Source organism: Melaminivora sp. (assembly GCF_032059615.1).
In the GTDB taxonomy this organism is placed as follows: Bacteria; Pseudomonadota; Gammaproteobacteria; order Burkholderiales; family Burkholderiaceae_C; genus Melaminivora.
Genome location: NZ_DAMCAM010000005.1, coordinates 33,897 through 54,611, shown reverse-complemented (window position 1 = coordinate 54,611; position 20,715 = coordinate 33,897). Strand labels below are relative to the sequence as shown.

The window sequence follows — 20,715 nt, the reverse complement described above, 5'->3', positions numbered from 1 at the left end:
GCTGCCGCTCCTTGCCGGGGCGCTATTTCGGCCACAGCGCCCACAGCCGCAGGCCCTGCTTGAGCCGCCCGGCGATGTCGCCCGCCTGCTCGCCCCAGCCGGTGAAGAAGTCCGCGCGCACCGCGCCGACGATGGCGCTGCCCGTGTCCTGCGCCAGCACCAGGCGCGACAGCTGCACCGTGGGGCCGCTGGAGGCGAGCCAGACCGGCGTGCCGTAGGGGATGCTTGCGCGGTCCACGGCAATCGAGCGGCCCGGCGTCAGCGGCACGCCCTGGGCGCCGCGCGGGCCGAACGAGGCGTCCAGCGCATCGAGCGGCTCCTCGCGGAAGAACACGTAGCGCGGGTTGGACCACAGCATCTCCTGCACGCGCTGCGGGTTGGCCTGCGTCCAGGCGGTGATGCCCGGCCAGGTGGCGTCGCGCACCAAGCCCTGGTCGAGCAGCCAGCGGCCCACGCTCTTGTACGGCTGGTCGTTGGTGCCGGCAAAGGCCAGGCGCACCATGCGCGTGCTGCCGTCGGGCTCGCGCACCAGCAGCCGCCCCGAGCCCTGGATGTGCAGCACCATGGCGGCCACCGGGTCGCTGACCCAGGCAATCGCCCGTCCGGCCAGCTGCGCACGCGCCTCGGGCAGAGTGTCGATCTGCTGGCGCGTGTACCAGGGGCGGCGCGTGCCCAGGCCGGCCGGCGGGCGGAACAGGGGCACGTCAAAGCCATTGCCCGGCAGGCGCGAGGCCTGCAGGAAGGGCTCGAAGTAGCCCGTGAGCAGGCCCTCGCTGCCGCCGTCCTGCGCCTCGATGCGGTAGGGCTGCAGGCGCTCGACCATCCAGGCGCGCTGCTCGGCCTCGGTGGCGATGGCTAGGCGGCGCACGTCGCCGCATAAAGCGGCAAACGCCGCCGGCGGGCGCTCGCAGCTGCGCAGCCAGGCGTTCCAGGCCTCGTGCAGCGCATCGCCCTCGAAGCCCGGCAGCTCGCTCCAGGACACCGGCACCCAGCGGCTCTTGCCGCTGCCGGGGGCCGGCGCGGCAGGCAGCGGTCCCGCCGGGGGCACGGTGGACGCCGACGGGGCGGATGCAGGCGGCGGGGCCGGGCGGGTGGAGCAGGCAGCAATGCTTCCTACAATCAGCGCACAGACAACCAGGCGCAGGAGGCGGGATTTCATGGCGGTGATTTTGCTCGAAGCATTGCTGGCGCTCGTGATCCTGCTGGGCATCGTCTGGTGGACCATGTTTGCCGGCCGCAAACGTGGCGAGCTGCCGGCCTCGCGACTGCAGGGCGAGGCGCCCCCGGCCCCGGCCGTGTCCCCACCCCCGCCCGCTCCCCCACCGCCCCGGGACCGCCCCTGAAGCAGCGGTCGCTTCTTCAGGGGCTGCCAAGGCTTTTCGTCTCTGTCGCCCGGCGCCGACGAGGCCGCGCGTCCTACAGACTAGATCGCAGCCTGTGGCCTACGCTGCCTGGCATGCGACCCCTCCTGGGTCGTTGGCTGTTTTTTCCACAACCCCAAGGAGTCCTCCCATGCGCAAACCCCTCGCCGTAGCCACCATCGCCCTCGCTGCCCTCGCCACGGGCTGCGCCGACATGTCCGATACCCAGCGTCGCACTGCCACCGGCGCCGGCGTGGGCGCCCTGGGTGGCGCTGCCATCGGCGCGGTCACCGGCGGCAATGCCGGCACGGGCGCCGTGATCGGTGCCGGCGTGGGGGCACTGGGCAGCTACATCTGGTCGCAGCGCATGGAAAACCAGCGCCGCGAGATGCAGGCCGCCACCCAGGGCACGGGCGTGACCGTGACGCAGACCTCGGACAACCGCCTGAAGCTGGACATTCCGAGCGACATCTCGTTCGCCACCAACCGCGCCGACATCCAGTCCAACTTCCGCCCCATCCTGGACCGCTTCGCCGAAGGCCTGCGCAACAACCCCAACGCCGAAGTGCGCATCGTGGGCCATACCGACGCCACCGGTACCGACGCCATCAACAACCCCCTGTCGCTCGAGCGCGCCAGCAGCACGCGCGACTACCTGACGTCGCGCGGCGTGAGCGGTGCGCGCGTGCACGTCGAGGGCCATGGCTCGCGTGAACCCGTGGCCAGCAACGACACGGCCGACGGCCGTGCCCGCAACCGCCGCGTGGAAATCTACGTGGGCGAGCGCGGCGCCTGAGCCGCTGACGGGCGGGCGCTCAGGCGCCCGGCGGTGAGCGCAGCAGGTTGGCCAGCTCCACCGCCGACTTGACCTGCATCTTGTCGAACACGCGCGCGCGGTGCACCTCCACCGTGCGCACGCTGATCGACAGCTGGTCGGCGATCAGCTTGTTGGGCAGCCCCGCCACCACCAGGCGCATGACCTCGCTCTCCCGTTCGGTGAGTTCGGCCAGGCGCTGCTGCATGCGGCCCTGGGCGCGCTGGCGCGCCAGGTGCCCGGCCGACAGCTCCAGCGCCTCCTGGATGCGGTCCACCAGCTGGTTGTCGGAAAACGGCTTCTCGCAGAAGTCGAACGCCCCGCGCTTGACGCTGGCCACTGCCGTGGGTACGTCGGCGTGGCCGGTCAGGAAGAGGACTGGTATGCCCGCCGTGTCGCCGCGCTCGAGCATGCGGTCAAACAGCGCCAGCCCGCTCATGCCGGGCATGCGCACGTCCAGCAGCAGGCAGCTGGCCTGGCGCTGCTCCATGCCGCGCGCCGCGCGCTCGGCCAGCATGGCCTCGAACGCTTCGGCGCTGGCGAAGCCCTCGCTCAGCAGGCGACGCGAGCGCAGCAGCCAGGCGATGGCCTCGCGCACTTCGGCGTCATCGTCCACGATATAGACGAGGGCAGGGCTGGCGGGCATCAGGGCGATCATTCGGGCGAGGCGGCGGCGGGCAGGGTGAAACCAAATACCGTACCACGCGGTTCACGCGCGGTAAAACTCAGCGTGCCGCCGTGCTGCTCGACCACCGTGCGGCACAGGCTCAGGCCCAGGCCCATGCCCTCGGCGCGGGTGGTGAACAGCGGCGTGAACAGCCGTGCCGCCACCTCTGGCGCGATACCGCTGCCGTTGTCGGCCACCTCGAATTTCACCCATGCCTGGGCCGAGCGCTGTGGCTGCATGCGCCGCGCGCGCAGCTCCAGCACCCGCGGCCCGGGCGCCGCGTCCTCGTCCATGGCCTGCATGGCGTTGCGCGTCAGGTTCAGCAGCACCTGCTCGACCATGGTGCGGTCGCACAGGGCCGGCGGCAGGTCGGGGGGCAGATCCAGCGTCACCTGCACGTCCAGCTTGCGGGCCTGCAGCCGCACCAGGGGCAGCACCGCCTCGAACAGCTCGGCCACGGGCACCACCTCGCGCACGTGGGGGCGCCGGCGCACGAAGTCGTGCACGCTCTTGATGACCCGGCCGGCGCGCTCGGCCTGGCGGGCGATGCGCTGCACGGCCTCGCGCACTTCGGCCAGCTCCCAGGCCGGGGCCGGCGGCCCGCCCCCGGGCACGGCCGCAAGCAGGTTCAGCGATCCGGTAGCGTAGCTGGCAATGGCCGACAACGGCTGGTTGAGCTCGTGGCTCAGCAGCGAGGCCATCTCGCCCGCGGTGGCCAGGCGCGCCGTGGCCTGCAGCCGCTCGTGCGTGGTGCGCGAGAGCTCCTCGGCGTGGCGTTGTTCGCTCACGTCGACGATGGAGCCCATCCAGCCGGCGTGCACGCCCTGGGCGTTGATGAGTGGCGCCTCATAGATCATGACCGGAAAGCGCGTGCCGTCACGGCGCATGAAAAGCGACTCGTGCCCCCGCTCGGGCAGCGGCGGCGCGGCCAGGCGGTGCTGCTGGCCGCGCGCGTACTCCTCGGCCAGCTCCGGCGGCCAGTAGGGCAGGGGCAGCTCGCGCCCCACCAGCTCTGCCGCCGAGAACCCCACCATGGCGCAGAACGCCGGGTTCACATAGGTGATGTGCCCCTGCAGGTCGCGCGCGCGCAGGCCCGTGACCAGGGAATCTTCCATGGCCTTGCGAAAGGCCAGTGCCTCGGCCAGCTCGCGCTCGGCGCGCAGGCGCCGGCGCGTGTCGCGCACCAGCACCACCAGCACGAACAGCAGCAGCACCGAGATCGTCGTCACCAACGCCGACAGCACGTTCGGGAACAGCGCCGGAGCGCCGTGCCAGGCACTCAGGCGCAGCACCAGGGTGTTGCCCGGCAGGTCCAGCAGCTGCTGCGCACTGAACACCCGTGCGCGGCGCTGCGGTGCGCCCACCAGCGCCAGCCGCGTGCCGTCGGCCTCGGTAAAGGAGGCTTCCTGCGTGCGCTGCAGGCCCGGCCCGACCACGTCGGCCAGCAGCGTCTGCAGCAGGTAGGTGGCCACCAGGTAGCCGCGCACCTGTCCGGCCTCGAACAGCGGCACGCACAGCTCCATCAGCTCCGAGCCGCTGCCGCCGGCCAGGCCGTGGTAGTAGCTGCTCGAATAGGACGGCGCCATGAGGCGGCGCGCATTGGTGCAGGCCAGCACCATCTCGGAGTGCACGGCGCTGCGCTCGTGCGCCGCCTCGGGCAGGCTCTGCCAGGGCGACAGCGCGTGTGCCAGGGGGCGCAGCTGGCCGTCGCGCCACTCCAGGCGCATGAGCTCGCGCTGGCGGCTGAGCAGGCCGCCGGCCGCCTCCTGCCACACCTGCGGCCGCTCGGGCAGGCGCGGCAGTGCGCGCAGGTCGCGCAGGTTGCGCTGCAACGTGCCGCGGATGTCGGCCAGTGCGTCGCCCGCGTCGCGCTCGAGCCGCTCCTGCACCTGGCTGGCTTCGTAGCGCCGCGCCAGCCAGGCCAGGGTGACCAGCAGGCTGGCCATCAGCGTGGCCAGCAGGGCCCACAGCGACCAGCGCCGCCAGGCACCCGACCAGCGCCGCAGCAGGCGCGCCGGGGGCTTGTGCCGGGGCAGGGGCCCGCGACCGGTCACAGCACGCGGTGCGCCAGCGCCGGCAGCTGGCCGCGCACCTGTGCCAGGCGGGCGGCGTCGAGCTCGGCCAGCACCACGCCCGGGCCCTCGGCCTGCAGCGCCAGCACCTCGCCCCAGGGGTCCACCGCCATGCTGCGGCCCCAGGTGCGGCGGCCGTTCTCGTGCTGTCCGCCCTGTGCCGGGGCCAGCACGTAGCTCAGGTTTTCGATGGCGCGCGCGCGCAGCAGCACATCCCAGTGCGCCTGGCCGGTAGTGTGGGTAAAGGCGCTGGGCACCATCAGCAGGTCGGCGCCGGCGCGGGCGTGCTCGCGGTAGAGCTCGGGAAAGCGCAGGTCATAGCAGACCGACAGGCCCACGCGCCAGCGGCTGCCGTCGCGCGCCGTGAGCGCGAAGCGCTGCGCCTGCGCCCCGGCGGCGATGGTGCGCGCCTCGTCGAACTGCTCGCGGCCGTTGTCGAAGCGAAACAGGTGGATCTTGTCGTAGCGCGCCACGCAGCGCCCGTCGGGGCCGTGGACCAGCGTGGTGTTGCTCACCCGCCCGGGCGCGTCGCTGGCCAGGGGCAGGGTGCCGCCCACCAGCCACAGGCCCAGCTCGCGCGCGCACTGCGCCAGGAACTGCTGCACCGGCCCGTCGCCAAAGGCCTCGGCGCGGGCCAGCTTGTCGCTCTCGTGCAGGCCCATGGCGCTCCAGTATTCGGGCAGGGCGGCCAGCTCGGCGCCGGCGCGCGCGGCCTGCTCGAGCAGCGTGCGCGCCACGCGCAGGTTGGCGCCGATGTCGGCGCCCGAACACATCTGCAGGGCTGCGATTCTCATGGGTGGTCTCCTGGCTGGCGAGAGGGCGGGGTGGGCGGGCCCGCCGGGCGGCTGCCCCGGGGCACGCGCTGCACGCGCGGCTCGTCCCAGGTGCCGTCGATGCGAAATTCCTGCGTGGCCGCCTGGATCAGCGGGCCGCGCAAAAAGACCTGCGCGAGAAAGCTGCTCAGCCCGATCACCGGGTTGATGGCGGTGGCCACGAGCGAGGCCGTCATGGCGTTGATCTCGGGCACCACCACCACGTGCAGGTCCTGCATCTCCTGCGCCAGGTCGGCCTGGCCCTCCATCAGCACGGCGGCGTTCACGCCCTTCATCTGCAGGTTGTTGGTGTGGGCCACGCCGCGCGCGATGCGCACGTCGCCGCGCACGAAATCGAAGGCGAAGCCCTCGCTGAAGACATCACGGAAGTCCAGCGCCAGGCGCCGCGGCAGGGACTGCAGGCTCAGCACGCTCAGCAGCTTGGCCAGGCCCGGCTCGGCCTTGAGGAACTGGCCGGCCTCCATCTCCACATGCATCTGCCCGCCCATGCTGGGGTAGTCGGGCGACAGGGGCGAGCCGCGCCAGCCGACCTCGCCCTCGATGCGCCCGCGGCCGCGGCGCAGCACGCCGGGCATGTCAAAGCGCGCCAGCAGTGCGCCCGAGTCGTGCACGTCGAGCCGGAAGTCCAGGGCCGTGCGCCCGCGCGCCTCGGCGCCGCCGCTGCCCGGCAGCAGCGTCCAGCGGCCGCTGGAGCTCAGCTGGGCCTCCGGCGCCGCCAGGTTGAAGCGCGCCAGCTGCCACTCGCGCCGCCCGTCCGGGCCCTGGCGGTTGCGCGCCTCGATCTCCAGCCGCCCCAGGCGCCGGCCGCGCAGTTCGAAGTCCTGCACCGCGATGTCCAGCGCCGGCAGCGTCTCGGGCGGGCGGCTGTCCAGCAGCAGGTCGTCCGCCCGGGTCTCGGCCGTCTCCGGCAGCGCCAGGCGCGCCAGGCGGGCGCGCAGCCGGGGCTGGGCCGGCCCGCCGCCCGCGCCCGTCCCGTCCTGCCATTCCACATAGCCGTTGAGCTCGCGCGCGTCCACGTTGGCGCGCCACGCCTCGCCCTGGCGCGAGATGCCCGCCACCACCTGGTGTAGCGTGCGGCCCTGCACGGCGAGCGCGCCGGCGCGCAGGCCCAGGCGGGTGGGCAGGTAGTCGTGCGCAGGATCGGCGACAGGGACGGTGGCAGCAGCAACAGCAGCGGCGGCGGCAGGGGCGCCGTCCTGCAGCAGCTCCAGCCAGGCGTCCGCGTCCAGGCGCTCGAAGACTGCGTTGGCCGACACCCCGGCGGCAGGCAGCGGTGGCGGTGCGAGCGCCGCCTCGCCCAGGGCGATGGCGCCGCGCAGCACGCGCGCGTCCCCGTCCTCGTCCAGCGCGCGCTGGTAGTGCAGGCGGGCCACCTCGCCCAGGTCCACCAGCAGCTCGTCCTCGCGCGGCGCCTCGGCCGAGGCGGCCGCCTCGGCGGTCAATCGGCGCTCCACGCGCAGCGCCAGGGGCGTGGCCGCCGCCTTGACCAGCGGCGCCGGGGCCTGCAGCGCCAGGCCCCGCAGATCACTGGTGACCAGCAGCTCGGCCACGTCCCGGCGCGCGCCCAGGGTGAGGGCGTAGGCAGCGCTGCCGCTGGCGTGCCGGGCGATGCGGCCCACGGCCTCGGGCAGGCCGGCGTCCCGCAGGCCTTCGGCCGTGGCCGTGCCCTGGGCCTGCAGGCGCAGGGCCGATCCGGTGCCGGCCGGGCCGCCGGCGTGCAGGCCGCCTTCCAGGCGCACCTCGCCGCCCAGAGCCCGGCCCTGCACGCCGGCGAGGGTGAAGCCGCTTTCGGTGAACCGCACCGTGCCGCGCGCCGCGCCCACCAGCGGCGACTCGGGCACGATGCGCACATCGTTGCCGGCCAAGGCCACACTGCCGCGCACGGTGGACCGGCCCAGCTCGGCGACCGGCAGCACCAGGCCCAGCGCCAGCTCGGCGCCCCCGGTGGCCGTAGCTGCGTCCAGCGCGTGGTCGGTGAGCGCGGCCACCGGCGAGCGGCGCACCACGGCGAGCATGTCCGCCAGCGGCCCGCGCACCGTGCCCGCGACGTCCACCACCGGATGCTCCAGGTCGGCGATGCGCGCGCCCAGGCCACGCGCCGCCAGGCGCGGCTGGCCGGCAAAGCCGCCGCTGGCGCCGCGCACCATCATGGCCGCGCCCTCGAACAGCAACTCGCCCGACAGGCCCGTGAGGGCCGGCCAGGGCGCCTCGCCCGGCGGCTGCAGCGACGCGGGCACGTAGGCATAGGTCACGTCGCGCAGCTGCGCGGCGATGCGGAACTCGCCCGGGCCGCCGTCGGCGAAGGGAAAGCGCGCCAGCTCCCCCTGCACGCGAAACAGCACCTGGCTGGCCTGGCCGCGCGAGACGGCGTCGCGCACGTAGTGGCGCGCCTCCCGGGGCACGGCCAGCGGCAGGTAGCGGTGCACGCGCGTGCCGTCGGCGCGCGTGAGCCGCCCCGACAGCTCCAGCACGCCCGGAAACCGCCCCGCCGCGCCCTCGCCGGTGTGCCAGGCCAGCTGCGCCTCGCCCGCGGCGTCGGCGTTGGCAAAGCGCAGGTCCGGCGCCTGCACGGCAATGCGGCCCTCCGGCCCCGGCGCCACCTGCCAGCGCACCGTGCCCGACAGGCGCTGCACCGGCACCAGCGGGTCCTCGAAGACGTCGGGCAGTGCCAGCTGCCCCCCCCGCATGGCCAGCACCGCCTGGCCGCCGGCCTGGTTGAAATCCAGCTGCACGTCGGCGCCCTGCAGGCCCAGGGCCGCATCCGGCGCGCCCAGTGCCAAGCCGCGCACGCTGGCGCGCGCCTGGTAGTCGCGCGGCGCGGACAGCGGCCCGTGCCAGCGCGCCGACAGGCGCTCGACCTGTCCGCGCGGCGCCTGGCGGGCCAGGGCCTCGTGCACCGCCTCGCCCAGGGGCAGCCGCGCGGCCACGTGCGCCAGCGCGGCCAAGTCCACCCGGTCGGCGCGCAGCTCGCCTTCGCTGTCCTCGCCCTCGCCCAGGTGGCGCAGCAGCAGGTCGCCACCCGGCCAGTGCAGGCCGTCGGCGGTGGAGAACTGCAGCGCGCGCGTCTCGACCTCGAAGCCCTGCTCGAGCCGGCGCCCGCCGGCTCGCCCGGTCACGGCGTGCAGCGCCAGCGGGCGCAGGTCGGCGCCCAGCGTGGCCTCGACCTCGGCCAGGGCCATGTCCACCACGCCGCCCGTGACCTCGCCGCGGCGCACGTCGGCCCAGGCGCGCACGCTGCCCGCGCCGCGCCCGACCCGCAGCGTGCCCAGGTCCACGTGCTGCGACAGGCGCGAGGCGTCCACGCGGGGGAATTCGGCGTAGAGCTGCCCGCTCCACTGCTGCCAGCGCCCCGGATGGATGGACAGCAAGGGCTGGCGGAACTGCCCGCGCAGCGAGAAGCGCTCGCCCCACTCGGGCGGCGGCGTGGCGTCCAGGCGCACGCCGTGGCGCCAGCCGCCGCTGGCCAGCAGCAGATCGAGCTGGGTGAGCGCCAGCGGCGGCGCGCCGCGCAGTTCATCGGCAAAACGCACGGTGCCGCCGCGGATGAGCACCTGCGGCTGGGCGAACAGCCAGTCGGCCGCGCGGCTGCTGTCCTCGCCGCTGTCGCGAAACGCCATGCCGGCGATGAAGATGCGCCCGTCGCCGGCGCGGCGGATGTCCAGCTCGGGCGCCTCGATGTAGATCTGCTCGAACCCGAGACGCAGCAGCGAGCGCGGCGACAGCGCCACCACCGTGCGCGGCAGCACCAGGGCCGGCCGACCCTCGGGGTCCAGCAGCGCCACCTGCGACAGCTCCACCGTGGGGATCAGCCCGTCGCTGTGCGCGGTCAGCGCGCCGATGCGTACGGGTACCCCCAGGACCCGCTGGGCCTGGCGCTCCAGCGCAGGGCGCAGGGTGTCGATGCGCGGCACAATCCAGCCATGCAGGGCCGCCCAGGCGGCCGCCAGCACGAGCCACGCCGCTGCCGTCAGCGTCAGGGCCCAGCGCGCAACGCCCGCCATGCATTTGAGCAGGCGGGAAGGGTGGGCTGGCGGCTCGGTCATGGCGGAGGCAGGGGTGGCAGGAATTATGGCCCGCGCCCTGTGCACCCACCTCCCATGCCGCCACCCGAGACCGTGCTTTCCAACCCCCTTGCCCCGCCGGCGGCGCTCCAGCCGCCGACGCCACTGTCCGGGCACTCGCGCCTGGTGCAGCGGCTGCACCGCCGCTACGGGGCCGAGCTGGCGCTGCTGCCGCCGGGCCCGCCCACGCGCGCCACCATGGAGGGCGCCTGCGACGCGCTGCTGGCGCGCGGCCACGCCCTGGGCGCAGCGCTGCGCGTGCTGCGCCAGCTGGTCATGGAGCGCCTGGTCGTGCTCGACTGCGACCAGGGCGCGCCCCTGGAGGTCGTCACCGCCGCCATGACGGAGTTGGCCGAGCTGGCGCTCGAGCGCGCCTGCCGCCAGGCCCGCGCCGAGCTGGACGCGCGCCACGGCGCGCCGCTGTCGCCCGGCGGCGCCGCCGTGCCGCTGTGGATCGTCGGCATGGGCAAGCTCGGCGCGCGCGAGCTCAACGTCTCCAGCGACATCGACCTGGTCTATGTCTATGAGTGCGACGGCGAGACCGCGGGCCGCCCCGACGGGCGCGGCCGGCTGTCCAACCACGAATACTTCGCGCGCGCCGCGCGCGCCATCCACGCGCTGGTGGGCGAGACCACCGAGCACGGCTTCGTCTTCCGCATCGACCTGGCGCTGCGGCCCAACGGCAACTCGGGCGCGCCCGTGTGCTCGCTGGCGACGCTGGAGGAGTACCTGCTCGTGCACGGCCGCGAGTGGGAGCGCTTCGCCTGGCTCAAGAGCCGCGTGGCCGCGCCGGCCGAGGCGATTGCCGCGCCCGGCGTGCAGGCGCTGCGCGAGGTGGTGCTGCCCTTCGTCTTCCGGCGCTACCTGGACTACGGCGTGTTCGACGCGCTGCGCGTGCTGCACCGCCAGATCCGCGACCACGCGGCCCGGCGCAGCAGCGGCCACCCCGAGCGCGCCAACGACGTCAAGCTCTCGCGCGGCGGCATCCGCGAGGCCGAATTCATCGTCCAGCTGCTGCAGGTGGTGCGCGGCGGGCAGTTCCCCGAGCTGCGCTGCCGCCCCACGCTGTCGGCTATCGCCCGCCTGGTGCGCGCCGGGCTGATGCCCGAGGAGACGGGCGCGGCGTTGGCCGAGGCCTACACCTTCCTGCGCCGGGTCGAGCACCGCATCCAGTACCTGGACGACCAGCAGACCCACGTGCTGCCCACGCGCGACGAGGACCTGGCCTGGATCGCCGCCACGCTGGGCCTGTCCTGCTGCGACTTTCTGCGCCAGCTCGACGGCCACCGCGAACTGGTGGCGCAGGAGTTCGACCGCCTGCTGGGCGGGCCCGAAAAGCGCCCCTGCACCGGCGGCGCCTGCCCCGGCCCGCGCGGGGCCGCCGCCGCGCCCGACCTGGACGCGCTGGCCGCCCAACTGCCCGCGCCGCTGGCCGCGCGGGTGCGCGCCTGGCAGGGCAACGCCCGCGTGCAGGGGCTGCGCGAACAGGCGCGCGCACGCCTGGCGCGGGTGGTGCAGATCACCGGCCGCTGGCTGGCCGAGGGCCGGGTGGGCGAGCAGGCGGCGCTGCGCCTGCTGGACTGGCTGGAGCCGCTCCTGCGCCGCGAGAGCTACCTGGCCCTGCTGCTGGAGCGACCGGCGGTGCACGAGCAGTTGCTGCACCTGCTGGGCGCGGCGCGCTGGCCGGCGCGCTACATGCTGCAGCACCCGGGCGTGATCGACGAGCTGGCCGGCGGCGCGCTGCTGGGCGAGCGCTTCTGCGCCGCGGACTTCGAGCGCGAGCTGCAGCTGCGCCTGGCGGCCCTGCAGTCCACCGGCGAGGACGACGACGAGAACCTGCTGGACCTGCTGCGCCGCGCGCACCACGCCGAGGTCTTTCGCACCCTGGCGCGCGACGTGGAGGGGCGCATCACGGTGGAGCAGGTGGCCGACGACCTGTCGCTGCTGGCCGACAGCGTGCTGCGCGTGACCAGCCAGTGGTGCTGGGCGCGCCTGAAGGGGCGCCACCGCGACGAGCCGCAATACGCCATCCTCGGCTACGGCAAGCTGGGCGGCAAGGAACTGGGCTACGGCAGCGACCTGGACATCGTCTTCGTCTTCGACGACGGGCACGAGGGCGCGGCCGAGGTGTACGCCGCCTTCGTGCGCAAGCTCATCAGCTGGCTCACCGTGAAGACGGGCGAGGGCGACCTGTTCGAGATCGACACCGAACTGCGGCCCAACGGCAACTCGGGCCTGCTGGTCACCACGTTCGCCGCCTACGCCGACTACCAGTGCCAGCGCGGCAGCAACACCGCCTGGACCTGGGAGCACCAGGCCATGACGCGGGCGCGCTTCGTGCTGGGCGTGCCCCACCTGCGGGAGCGTTTCGACGCCGTGCGCCAGGCCGTCATTACCGCGCCGCGCGACCAGGCGGCCCTGGCCGCCGAAATCATCGCCATGCGCGAGCGCCTGCGCGCGGCGCACCCCGCGCCGGCGGGCTGGTTCGACATCAAGCACAGCTCCGGCGGCATGGTGGACGCCGAATTCGCTGTGCAGTACCTGGTGCTGGCGCACTCGCGCCGGCATGCCGGGCTGCAGGACAACGTGGGCAACATCGCCCTCTTGCTGCGCGCCGAGGCCGTGGGCCTGCTGCCGCCCGGCACCGGCCGCGCCGCCGCCGACGCCTACCGCACGCTGCGCCAGGCGCAGCACCGCGCCCGCCTGGACGAGGAGCCCCCGCGCGTGCCACAGGAGCAGCTGGCGGCCGAGCGCGCCGCGGTGCTGACGCTGTGGCGGGCGGTCTTCGGCTGAACTGATCAGGTTCGTCAAAAAATATAGCTGAAACTCCAGCCAGGACAAGGGCTTGAGCCATTTTTCGTTGCGAAAGAAAAAAGCAATCGCCGTAGCAGGGTGTAAAGGTAAAACAAACGTTTGATTCGCGTGTTTTAATGCGTGCCCATGGCGTATGCATCCCCTTCGCATCTCTGCTCCGGCTGCCCCGGCGAGGAGCAGCCGCCCGCGCGCACGCGGCTGCTGCTGGCGGCGCTCAGGCTGTTCGCCGACCAGGGCTACGCCAAGACCTCCATCCGCGCCATCGCCGCCGAGGCGCAGGCCAACGTGGCGGCGGTGAGCTATTACTTCGGTGACAAGGCCGCGCTGTATGCCGCGCTGTTTGCCGAACCCTTTGGCACGCTGGCCGAACTGGTGCCCGATTTCACGCAGCCCGAGCTGGACCTGCGCGGGGCCCTGCAGGGGTTTTTTCAAGGGGCGCTGGCGCCGCTGCACCACGGCGAGATCGCCCGGCAGGTGGTGCGCCTGCATATTCGCGAGATGCTCGAACCGGCCCAGCAGCGGCCCGCCGCGCTCGAGCGCGAGCTGCACGCCACCAGCCAGGCCATGGCTGCGCTGCTGAGCCGCCACCTGGACCTGCCTGCGGCCGACGCCGATCTGCAGCGCCTGGCCCTGACCCTGACCGGCATGGCCTACCACCTGTGGGGCCAGCAGGAGATGCTGGCGACCTTCAACCCGCAGCTGCTGGGCTCGCCCGAGGCGGTGGACCGCTGGTGCGGCCAGCTCACCGACTACGCCCTGGCCATGGTGGCCGCCGAGCAGCAGCGCCGCGCCGGCGCCACCTGCCCTGCGCGCCCCGCCGAACCTTCTGGCTCCGCCCTCCCATGAAACTGCCCGCCCTGCTGCGCGCCGCCGTGGCGGCCCCGTCTGCCGCCGTTTCCACCCTGGCCCTGGCCGCCCTCGCCCTGACGGGCTGCGCCGTGCAGCGCCCGCCCGCGCAGGTGGCCGTGCCCATGCCCCCTGCCTGGCAGGCGCCCCTGCCGCATGGCGGCAGCGTGGCCCGGCTTGGCGCCTGGTGGCAGGAGCACCTGCCAGACCCGCTGCTGGCCGGCCTGATCGCCGACGCCCAGGCGCTCAGCCCGGACGTGGCCCAGGCGCGCGCCCAGCTGCTGCAGGCGCGCGCCCAGCAGGTGGCGGCGCGCTCGGCGCTCTTGCCGCAGGTCGACGGCCAGGCCAGCGCCAGCCGGGGCTTCAACGAACAGCTGGGCGCGCTGGCCACGGTGGCGCAGGCGGGCGTGCAGGCCGGCTGGGAGGCCGACCTGTTTGGCCGCTCAGGCGCCCAGGCGGACGCGGCGCGCGAACGCAGCGACGGCGCGCGCGCCCAGTGGCACGCGGCGCGCGTGTCGGTGGCCGCCGAGGTGGCGCAGCAATACAGCAACTGGCAGTACTGCACGCGCCAGCTGGCCGTGGCCGAGGCCGATGCGCGCTCGCGCGGCGAGACCGCGCGCCTGTCGGCCGAGAGCGAGCGCGCCGGCTTCACCGCCCCGGCCACCGCGGCCCTGGCCAGCGCCAGCCACGCCGACGCCCTGGTGCGCGTGGCGCAGCAGCGCCTGCAGTGCGAGATCGGCGTCAAGGCGCTGGTGGCCTTGACCGGGCGCGGCGAGCCGCCCCTGCGCGAGCAGCTGGCCGCGGCGCCGGCGCTGCAGCCGCAGCAGGCGCTGTTTGCCATCGAGCGCCTGCCGGCCGCCGTGCTGGTGCAGCGCCCGGACCTGTACGCCGCCGAGCGCGAGGTGGCCGCCGCCAGCGCCGAGGTCGGCGCCGCGCGCGCCGAGCGCTATCCACGGCTGCAGCTGACGGGCTCCATCGGCCGCGGCTGGGTCTCCACCAGCCTGGGCAATACGGCCAGCAACACCTGGTCCATCGGTCCGGTGGCGCTGACCGTGCCCCTGTTCGATGGCGGGCGGCGCGCCGCCCAGGTCGAGGCTGCCCAGGCGCGCTACGAAAGCGCCGCCACGCGGTTTCGGGCGCTGGCGCGCCAGGCGGTGGCCGAGGTCGAGCAGGCGCTGGAGCGCCTGGACAGCACCGCGCAGCGCAGCAGCGACGCCGAGCGCGCGGCCGCCGGCTACCGGCGCTCCTTCGAGGCCACCCAGGCGCGCTGGTCGGCCGGGCTGGCCAGCCTGGTCGAGCTCGAGGATGCGCGGCGCACGCAGCTGGCCTCCGAGACCGCCCTGGTGGCCCTGCAGCAAGAGCGCATGGCCGCCTGGATCGCCCTGTACCGCGCGGCCGGCGGCGGCTGGGACCCGGCCGCCGCGCCGCAGGCGGAGGCCCCGCCGCCCGCCTGAACGGTCGCCCCGCACACCGCCCCCGTCCCTTTCCATCGACCCCCTTCACACCACGCCCTCTCATGCAGCGCCTGAAACCCCTTCACTTTCTGGTGGCCCTGGCCGTGCTCGCCGTCTGCGGCGCGGGCGGCGCCCTGCTGGCCGGCGGCGCCTCGCACGCCGCCGCGCCCCAGGCGCCGGCGCAGGCCGTGCGGCCCGCGCTCACCGTGACCGTCGTGCAGCCCCGGCGCGCGCCCCTGGCCGAGCGCCTGTCGGCCAACGGCAGCATCGCCGCCTGGCAGGAGGCCAGCGTCGGCGCCCAGGTCAACGGCCTGCGCCTGACCGAGGTGCGGGTCAACGTGGGCGATACGGTGCGCGCCGGCCAGGTGCTGGCCACCTTCGCCCCCGAGACCACCGAGGCCGAGGTGGCGCAGGCGCGTGCCAGCGTCCTGGAGGCGCGCGCGGCCGCCGCCGAGGCGCGCGCCAACGCCGAGCGCGCCGGCACCCTGAGTGCCTCGGGCGCCCTGAGCCAGCAGCAGATCCAGCAGTACGCGACGGCGGCCGAGACGGCGCAGGCGCGCGTGCAGGCGGCCCAGGCCATGCTGGCGGCGCAGCAGCTGCGCCTGAAGCACACCCAGGTGCTGGCGCCCGACAGCGGCGTCATCTCCGCGCGCAGCGCCACCGTGGGCGCCGTGGTGGGCGCCGGCACCGAGCTGTTTCGCCTGGTGCGGCGCGGCCGGCTGGAGTGGCGCGCCGAGGTCGGCTCCTCCGACCTGCCGCGCCTGCGCCCGGGCGTGCGCACCGAGGTGCAGGCCGCCAGCGGCGCGCGCGTGCAGGGCACGGTGCGCGTGATCGCGCCCACGGTGGACCCGCAGACGCGCAACGCCCTGGTCTATGTGGACCTGCCCGCGCACCCCGACGTGCGCGCCGGCATGTTCGCGCGCGGCGACTTCCTGCTGCAGACGCGCGAGGCGCTGACGCTGCCGCTGTCGGCGGTGGTGGTGCGCGACGGCTTTTCCCACGTCTTCGAGGTGGGCGAGGGCGGGCGCGTGGCGCTGCGGCGCGTGCGCACCGGCCAGCGCACGGACGACCGGGTGGAGATCGCCGAGGGCCTGGCCCCCGAGGCCCGTGTGGTCGAGCGCGGCGGCGCCTTCCTGGCCGACGGCGACGTCGTGCGGGTGGCTCCGGATTCGGGGCAAAAAGAGGCTGAAGCCGGCGCCGGTGCTCAACCTGCAGCTGCTAAATAAGGAGCGACTGGCATGAACTTTTCCGCCTGGTCGATCCGCAACCCGATCCCGTCGGCCATGCTGTTCGTGCTGCTGACGCTGGCCGGGCTGCTGGCGTTTCGCACCATGAAGGTGCAGAACTTCCCGGACATGGACCTGCCCATCGTCATCGTCACGGCCGCGCTGCCGGGCGCGGCGCCGGGGCAGCTCGAGTCGGACGTGGCGCGCAAGATCGAGAACGCCATCGCCACCACGCAGGGCCTCAAGCACATCAGCACCACGCTGGTGGACGGCGTGGCCTCGATCGCCGCCGAGTTCCAGCTGGAAAAGCCCGTGCAGGAGGCGGTGGACGACGTGCGCTCGGCCGTGGCGCGCGTGCGCGCCGACCTGCCGGCCGACCTGCGCGACCCCATCGTCACCAAGTTCGAATTCACGGCGCAGCCGATCGCGGCGTTCGCCATTGCGTCCAGCAGCATGGACGACGAGGCGCTGTCCTGGTTCATCGACGACACCCTGACGCGGCGTCTGCTCACCGTGCCGGGCGTGGGCGCCATCACCCGCGTGGGCGGCGTGACGCGCGAAGTGCGGGTGGAGCTGGACCCGCTCAAGCTGCAGGCGCTGGGCGCCACCGCCGCCGACGTCTCGCGCCAGCTGCGCCAGGTGCAGCTGGAGAGCGCGGGCGGCCGCGCCGAGCTGGGCGGCGCCGAGCAGCCGCTGCGCACCCTGGCCACCGTGCAGACGGCGGCCGAGCTGGCGCAGCTCGACATCGCCCTGCCGGGCGGGCGCCACGCGCGGCTGGACCAGCTGGCCCGCGTCAGCGATACCGCGGCCGAGCCGCGCACCGCCGCGCTGCTCGACGGCAAGTCGGTCATCGGCTTCGAGGTCACCAGGAGCCGCGGCGCCAGCGAAATCGAGGTCGGCGCGGGCGTGCAGCAGGTGCTCGACGACCTGCATGCCGAACACCCCGACCTGACGCTTACCCGCACCGTGGACTTCGTGCAGATCGCGCAGGACGAGTACGACAGCTCCATGCGCCTGCTGTATGAGGGCGCCATCCTGGCGGTGGTCGTAGTCTGGCTGTTCCTGCGCGACTGGCGCGCGACCATCGTCTCGGCCGTGGCCCTGCCGCTGTCGGTCATCCCGGCCTTCATCGGCATGCAGCTGCTCGGGTTTTCCATCAACATCATCACGCTGCTGGCGCTGTCGCTGGTGGTGGGCATCCTGGTGGACGACGCCATCGTCGAGGTGGAGAACATCGTGCGCCACCTGCGCATGGGCAAGAGCCCATACCAGGCGGCGATGGAGGCGGCCGACGAGATCGGCCTGGCGGTCATCGCCACCACCTTCACGCTGATCGCGGTGTTCCTGCCGACGGCCTTCATGAGCGGCATCGCCGGGCGCTTCTTCAAGCAGTTCGGCTGGACGGCGGCGCTGGCGGTGTTCGCCTCGCTGGTGGTGGCGCGGCTGCTCACGCCCATGATGTCGGCCTATCTCCTCAAGCCCCTGGTGGACCAGGAAAAGGAGCCGCGCTGGCTGGCCACCTACATGCGCATGGTCGGCTGGAGCATCCGCCACCGGCTCCTGACGCTGGTGGGCGGGCTGCTGTTCTTCGCCGGCTCGCTGGCGCTGATCCCGCTGCTGCCTTCGGGCTTCATTCCGGCCGACGACAACGCGCAGACCCAGGTCACGCTGGAGCTGCCGCCCGGCACGCGCCTGGAGGACACCCGCGCCGTGGCGCGCCTGGCGGCCGAGCGCGCCTATGCGGTGGGCCATATCGAGAGCATCTACACGACCATCGGCGGCGGCTCGGCCGGTGCCGATCCGGCATCCAGCAGCGCGGCCTCGGCCGACCCGCGCATCGCCACGCTCACCCTGCGCATGGCGCCGCGCGGCGAGCGCCCGCGCAAGCAGGTCATCGAGCAGCAGCTGCGCGATGCCATGCGGGATGTGCCGGGCGTGCGCGTGAAGGTGGGCCTGGGCGGCTCCAATGACAAGTACGTCCTGGCGCTGGCCAGCGAAGACCCGCAGGCGCTGGCCACCAGCGCCCGCGCCGTTGAGCGCGAGCTGCGCACCATCGCCGGCATCGGCGGCATCAGCTCCACCGCCAGCCTGGTGCGCCCCGAGATCGCCGTGCGCCCGGACTTCGCCCGCGCCGCCGACCTGGGCGTGACCTCGCAGGCGATTGCCGAGACGCTGCGCGTGGCCACCATGGGCGACTACGAGCAGTACCTGCCCAAGCTGAACCTGGCGCAGCGCCAGATACCCATCGTGGTGCGCCTGCAGGATGCGGCGCGCGAGGACCTGTCGGTGCTGGAGCGCCTGGCGGTGCCCGGCAGCCGCGGCCCGGTGCGCCTGGGCGAGATCGCCACGCTGGAGCTGGCGGGCGGGCCGGCCGTCATCCGCCGCTACGACCGCTCGCGCAACGTGAACTTCGAGATCGAACTGGGCTCGCGCGGTCTGGGTGAGGTGACCGAGGCGGTGCACAACCTGGCCGCCGTCAAGGGCCTGCCGGCCAGCGTGCGCCTGATCGACGTGGGCGACGCGGAGATGATGGGCGAGCTGTTCGCCAGCTTCGGCCTGGCCATGCTGACCGGCGTGGTCTGCATCTACATCGTGCTGGTGCTGCTGTTCAAGGACTTCCTGCAGCCCGTGACCATCCTGGCGGCGCTGCCGCTGTCGCTGGGCGGGGCGTTCGTGGCGCTGCTCCTGGCGCGGCAGAGCTTTTCCATGCCGTCGCTGATCGGCCTGATCATGCTCATGGGCATCGCCACCAAGAACTCCATCCTGCTGGTCGAGTACGCCATCATGGCCCGGCGCGAGCGCGGCATGAGTCGGCTCGACGCGCTGCTGGACGCCTGTCACAAGCGTGCGCGGCCCATCATCATGACGACGCTGGCCATGGGCGCGGGCATGATGCCCATCGCCCTCGGCGTGGGCGGGGCCGACATGAGTTTTCGCTCGCCCATGGCGGTGGCGGTGATCGGCGGCCTCATCACCTCCACGGTGCTGAGCCTGCTGGTGGTGCCACCGGTCTTCACCTACGTGGACGACTTCGAGCACTGGCTGCGCCGGCGGCTGTTGCGCCGCGGCGACGCGCCGGATAATGGCCGCGCCGCCCCGACCCCGCCATGAACCTCGTAGCCCTCGACCTGGACACCATCCCCTACGGCCAGCCGCTGCCCTTCATCCTGCGCGGGGCGGATGGCAAGCTGCTGGCCAACAAGGGCTTCGTGGTGCGCGACCGCGAGGAGCTCTACACCCTGCTGGGCCGGGGCGTGCGCCTGTTCGTGGACACCGACGAGTCCGGCGAGAGCCACCGCGCCTACATGGCGCAGGTCCAGCGCATGCTGATGTCGCCCCAGGCCTCGCTCGGGCAGCTGGCGGCCATGAAAATGTCGGCCTCGGCGGCGGCCCAGGTGCTGGGCGGCCCGCAGGCCAACGCCGCCGCCGAGTTCGACGCGCCCCCCGACTGGCCCGAGCTGCAGCTGCGCGCCACGCAGCTGCTGCGCTCGCCCAGCGCCAGCGATTTCGCCCCGCGCCTGCTGCTGCTGCACGAGGAGCTGGCCTACCGCAGCCGGCGCGCGCCGGACGCCACGCTGGCGGCGCTGATCTACCTGTCGGGCGAGGAGACGCACATGTACAGCGCCACGCACGCCATGCTGGTGGCCTGCGTGTGCATGCTGGTGGCGCACGAGACGCTGCGCTGGCCGCAGGTCCGGGTGCGCCTGCTCGGGCAGGCGGCGCTGTCGATGAACATCGGCATGACGGCGCTGCAGGACCGCCTGGCGGTGCAGACCGACCCGCTCACCACCGCGCAGATGGAGGCCGTGCAGAGCCACGCCGAGCGCTCCGAGGCCCTACTGCGCAGTCTGGGCATCGCCGATGCAGCCTGGCTGGAGGCCGTGCGCCACCACCACGACCGCGCGCCCGGGGCGCTGGCCAGCCGCAGCGAGGGCCAGCAGATGGCGCGGCTGATCCAGCGCGCCGACGTGTTCGGCGCGCGCATCGCCCCGCGCGCCACGCGCCAGCCCATGGCCACCACCGCCGCCATGCAGGCGGGCTACTACGACGAGGACCGCCAGGTGGACGAGGCGGGCGCGGCCCTGATCAAGACGCTGGGCATCTACCCACCCGGCACCTACGTGCGCCTGGCCAGCCAGGAGGTGGCGGTGGTGCTGCGCCGCGGCCTGAGCGCGACCACGCCGCGCGTGGCCGTGGTGCTCAACCGCGGCGGCATGCCCACGGGCGAGCTGATCACGCGCGACACGGCGGTGGCCACCTGGAAAATCACCGGCGCCGTGCCTCGGCGCGAGGTGCGCGTGCAGCTGTCGCTGCACCGGCTGCTGTCGGTCATCTGAACCCCTGCGGCGCGTGGGTGCATAGGCCCTGCGCCCTGCGCCAGCGGGGCGCCGGTGCTTCAATCAGCGCTGCCTTGGAGCGCGGCGCCTGCCGCAGAGTTTTCACGTTGCGAAGCCTGCCGGGCCCGGCCCGGTCGACAGTCCTGGGGCGCTTCTCCTCCCTCCCTCTCTAACTTCGTTTCAGGGCGCTTCGCAACGTTTTTTATTCACAGGCCGGGCCGGGGCGCAGA

At 73.8% G+C, this 20,715-nt stretch carries 13 protein-coding genes; 8 read left to right on the top strand and 5 right to left on the bottom strand.

Translation table 11 applies throughout. From position 1 onward, the window contains the following. Positions 1-22: 22 nt before the first annotated feature. Complete coding sequence (locus RT051_RS02135; protein ID WP_313070721.1) at positions 23-1,225, bottom strand: murein transglycosylase A; 1,203 nt, start codon at positions 1,223-1,225, stop codon at positions 23-25. Here RT051_RS02135 and RT051_RS02130 point away from each other — a divergent pair. Further along, positions 1,158-1,343: a hypothetical protein gene (locus RT051_RS02130; RefSeq protein WP_313070718.1), complete on the top strand. Its 186-nt coding sequence runs from the start codon at positions 1,158-1,160 to the stop codon at positions 1,341-1,343. The two genes, RT051_RS02135 and RT051_RS02130, sit on opposite strands and share 68 nt — an antisense overlap. Positions 1,344-1,512: 169 nt before the next feature. Then, positions 1,513-2,157, top strand: coding sequence for an OmpA family protein (locus RT051_RS02125; RefSeq protein ID WP_313070715.1), 645 nt, complete (start codon positions 1,513-1,515; stop codon positions 2,155-2,157). A gap of 19 nt (positions 2,158-2,176) precedes the next feature. Here RT051_RS02125 and RT051_RS02120 read toward each other — a convergent pair whose 3' ends face one another. From RT051_RS02120 to RT051_RS02105, 4 genes are read right to left on the bottom strand one after another with little or no spacing between them, the layout of a single operon-like run. Beyond that, positions 2,177-2,824, bottom strand: coding sequence for a response regulator transcription factor (locus tag RT051_RS02120; RefSeq protein ID WP_313070823.1), 648 nt, complete (start codon positions 2,822-2,824; stop codon positions 2,177-2,179). 5 nt (positions 2,825-2,829) lie between these two features. Next, positions 2,830-4,896: an ATP-binding protein gene (locus RT051_RS02115; protein ID WP_313070712.1), complete on the bottom strand. Its 2,067-nt coding sequence runs from the start codon at positions 4,894-4,896 to the stop codon at positions 2,830-2,832. After that, positions 4,893-5,708, bottom strand: coding sequence for a carbon-nitrogen hydrolase family protein (locus RT051_RS02110; RefSeq protein ID WP_313070709.1), 816 nt, complete (start codon positions 5,706-5,708; stop codon positions 4,893-4,895). Before RT051_RS02110 ends, RT051_RS02115 begins: the two co-directional genes overlap by 4 nt. Next, positions 5,705-9,790: a YhdP family protein gene (locus RT051_RS02105; RefSeq protein WP_313070707.1), complete on the bottom strand. Its 4,086-nt coding sequence runs from the start codon at positions 9,788-9,790 to the stop codon at positions 5,705-5,707. The genes RT051_RS02110 and RT051_RS02105 overlap by 4 nt, the downstream gene beginning before the upstream one ends. Before the next feature lie 54 nt (positions 9,791-9,844). On the opposite strand from RT051_RS02105, the gene glnE reads away from it, so the two are divergent. The 6 genes from glnE to RT051_RS02075 all read left to right on the top strand — a co-directional run bounded on the left by glnE (position 9,845) and on the right by RT051_RS02075 (position 20,485). Further along, the gene (glnE, locus tag RT051_RS02100; protein WP_313070703.1) at positions 9,845-12,601 is read left to right on the top strand and encodes a bifunctional [glutamate--ammonia ligase]-adenylyl-L-tyrosine phosphorylase/[glutamate--ammonia-ligase] adenylyltransferase; all 2,757 of its coding nucleotides are present in this window, start codon (positions 9,845-9,847) and stop codon (positions 12,599-12,601) included. Between the two features lie 147 nt (positions 12,602-12,748). After that, positions 12,749-13,468 (top strand): CerR family C-terminal domain-containing protein, encoded by a 720-nt coding sequence (locus RT051_RS02095; RefSeq protein WP_313070700.1) that lies wholly within the window; start codon positions 12,749-12,751, stop codon positions 13,466-13,468. Then, positions 13,465-14,922 carry an efflux transporter outer membrane subunit gene (locus RT051_RS02090; RefSeq protein ID WP_313070696.1) on the top strand — a complete coding sequence of 486 codons (1,458 nt, stop codon included), beginning with the start codon at positions 13,465-13,467 and terminating at the stop codon, positions 14,920-14,922. Before RT051_RS02095 ends, RT051_RS02090 begins: the two co-directional genes overlap by 4 nt. 62 nt (positions 14,923-14,984) lie before the next feature. Beyond that, the gene (locus tag RT051_RS02085) at positions 14,985-16,148 is read left to right on the top strand and encodes an efflux RND transporter periplasmic adaptor subunit (protein ID WP_313070693.1); all 1,164 of its coding nucleotides are present in this window, start codon (positions 14,985-14,987) and stop codon (positions 16,146-16,148) included. Positions 16,149-16,160: 12 nt separating this feature from the next. After that, the gene (locus RT051_RS02080) at positions 16,161-19,259 is read left to right on the top strand and encodes an efflux RND transporter permease subunit (protein WP_313070685.1); all 3,099 of its coding nucleotides are present in this window, start codon (positions 16,161-16,163) and stop codon (positions 19,257-19,259) included. Then, positions 19,256-20,485, top strand: coding sequence for a phosphohydrolase (locus tag RT051_RS02075; protein ID WP_313070679.1), 1,230 nt, complete (start codon positions 19,256-19,258; stop codon positions 20,483-20,485). The genes RT051_RS02080 and RT051_RS02075 overlap by 4 nt, the downstream gene beginning before the upstream one ends. Positions 20,486-20,715 lie beyond the last annotated feature (230 nt).